The sequence below is a fragment of the Rhodococcus sp. NPDC019647 genome, from assembly GCF_044389235.1.
In the GTDB taxonomy this organism is placed as follows: domain Bacteria; phylum Actinomycetota; class Actinomycetes; order Mycobacteriales; family Mycobacteriaceae; genus Rhodococcus_F; species Rhodococcus_F oxybenzonivorans.
Map to the genome: position 1 here is coordinate 1 of NZ_JBIRXS010000074.1, position 1,908 is coordinate 1,908.

Annotated in this window: 1 protein-coding gene and 1 pseudogene; both read left to right on the forward strand. The window is 69.2% G+C overall.

Annotated elements, in window-relative coordinates:
* Positions 1 to 67 precede the first annotated feature (67 nt).
* Entirely contained in the window at positions 68 to 1,267 is a 1,200-nt protein-coding gene (locus tag ACH49N_RS38890; protein WP_358278827.1) for a hypothetical protein, read from the forward strand.
* Positions 1,268 to 1,336: 69 nt separating this feature from the next.
* Positions 1,337 to 1,908 (forward strand): annotated as a pseudogene (locus ACH49N_RS38895) (hypothetical protein); the annotation flags it as partial.

Below are 1,908 nucleotides of genomic sequence, written 5' to 3' on the forward strand. Positions count from 1 at the left end.
GGGCCAGATCTGCCCGGTCGAGTTCGAACGGCGATCGGCTACGCTGGCCACCGCCGCATAAAAATAGGTGTCCACATCTCGGGGGGAACGCCCCGACCTCGCTCAGCGGCTCTATGCCGCCGAAACCCGGTCGCCGGTCGCTCGGCTCACGCACACCACGTTCAACCCGTCTGCGGCGGCGCTGGCGGTGCGTGCGGTGGCACGTGGTGGCAGCGTGTCGGTGTCGGTGGCCGGGGTGGGTGGTGGTGAGGAACGCGCCCGCGACGTCGATGCCCTGGGGCTGCTCGCGGTGCACGGCGGCACCATGGTGGGGCGCACTGATCCGGCCCCGTTGCTTACCGACGACGCCGGTACCTTGCCTGCGCTGCTGACCTTGGCGCGGGCGCACGCTCACCACCCGGACCCGCAGGTGTCCGGTGCGGCGGCGATGGTGGCGTGGTGGGCGGATCGGGCGGACCATCCCGGCACCTCGGCGGTGGTGAATCTGGTGGCCGCGTCGTCGGCGCGGTACGTCCTCGGCACCACCCCGGAGGCCGAACGGTCAGCGACCACGTGGCGGCAGTGGTTCGGCATCTCCGATGACAGCGTCAGCGGCTTGCATGAGTGGGCCGCGAAGATCGGCGGCGGACCGCTGCTGCCACTCCTGGAGCCGATTCACGAGGACGACCGTTATTCGTGGGATCGTGCGCTATCGGCGGCGACAGCCGGGCATGACTGGTCGCGCCCGGACAACACCGCCAGCGCCGCCATGGGACTGCGCACCCGATGCGATGCCGCCGACTTAAAAGCTGCTGCTCTGCTCGATGATCCGCTCTGGCGGCAACGTGCAGTCCATACCGGGCACGTGGCGGTGGGGGTGGCATCGGTGACCGCGCCGCTGAAAGGATCGCGTCGGCGCAACGCATCGCTGGCGGTGACCTGTGAGCGGCTCGATTCACGGTTGCGCGTCGGCTCCGAGGTCACCGGCTGGCTGGGCACCCCGGCGGACAAGCCGTTCGAGCGGTTCTGTGTCGAGGTCACCTCGGCGCACGTCGTGGACGGAAAGTTGGTCCTCGGTCTCGGTTCGGTCGGCGCACACGCCCCCGCACCGGAAGCAAGGGTGTGCTTGATGCCGCAGCCGCCGTCCCCGCAGACGATGCGCGCGGGTCGGGGCCGATACTGGCGGCTCTACCGTGCCCGCCGTTCCTGGCTCTCCACCGGCCAAACACCGGTCGCTGCACGGCGTGAGGTCCCCCTCGACGTGCTGATCGCGGGAGCAGAGGACTAGCCCCGGCAGCCTGCACCGACACTCAAAATATTATGCTTCACAACACCTTTCGTGAAAGGTTCCATCGTCATGCGCATCCTCGCCCCCCGAACCGATATCCCCGACCCGGCACCCTCGAGCGCACCGGCACCCAGGCCGAGCGCGCCGTCGCTCACGGCGTGGCCGGGATCGCAGATCATGTCCGATCCGATCACCGCACGTGTGCTGTTCTCGGTGTGGTCAGGTGATCCCGCCGTCGTCGTCCCGTCGCCACCCGGTGCGGGTAAGACCCGACTGGTCGCCCTCCTCGCGGCAGCATTGGCGCACCGTGCGGATCTGCGTGTCGGCATCGCTGCCCAGACCCGCGAACAGGCAGTGGAGATCGCGCGGCGCCTCGGCACCCTCACCGATCGCGCCGCACTGATGTGGAAAGCGAAACCGCCGAAACCCGACAGCGGGCAGACGCCAGCGGTCTCGGGGCAGAAGGTGCGGTGGCCCGGTCAGGTGGGGGCGATCCTGATCGGCACGACCGCCCGATGGCTGTTCTCGGACCCCGACCGGGTCGGCGCCGACGTGCTGATCGTCGACTTTACTTCTCGCCCGTGCGGCGTGGTGCACGTGTGTTCCGAGGTCGATAGGGGACCGTGGCACGCACAGTGTCC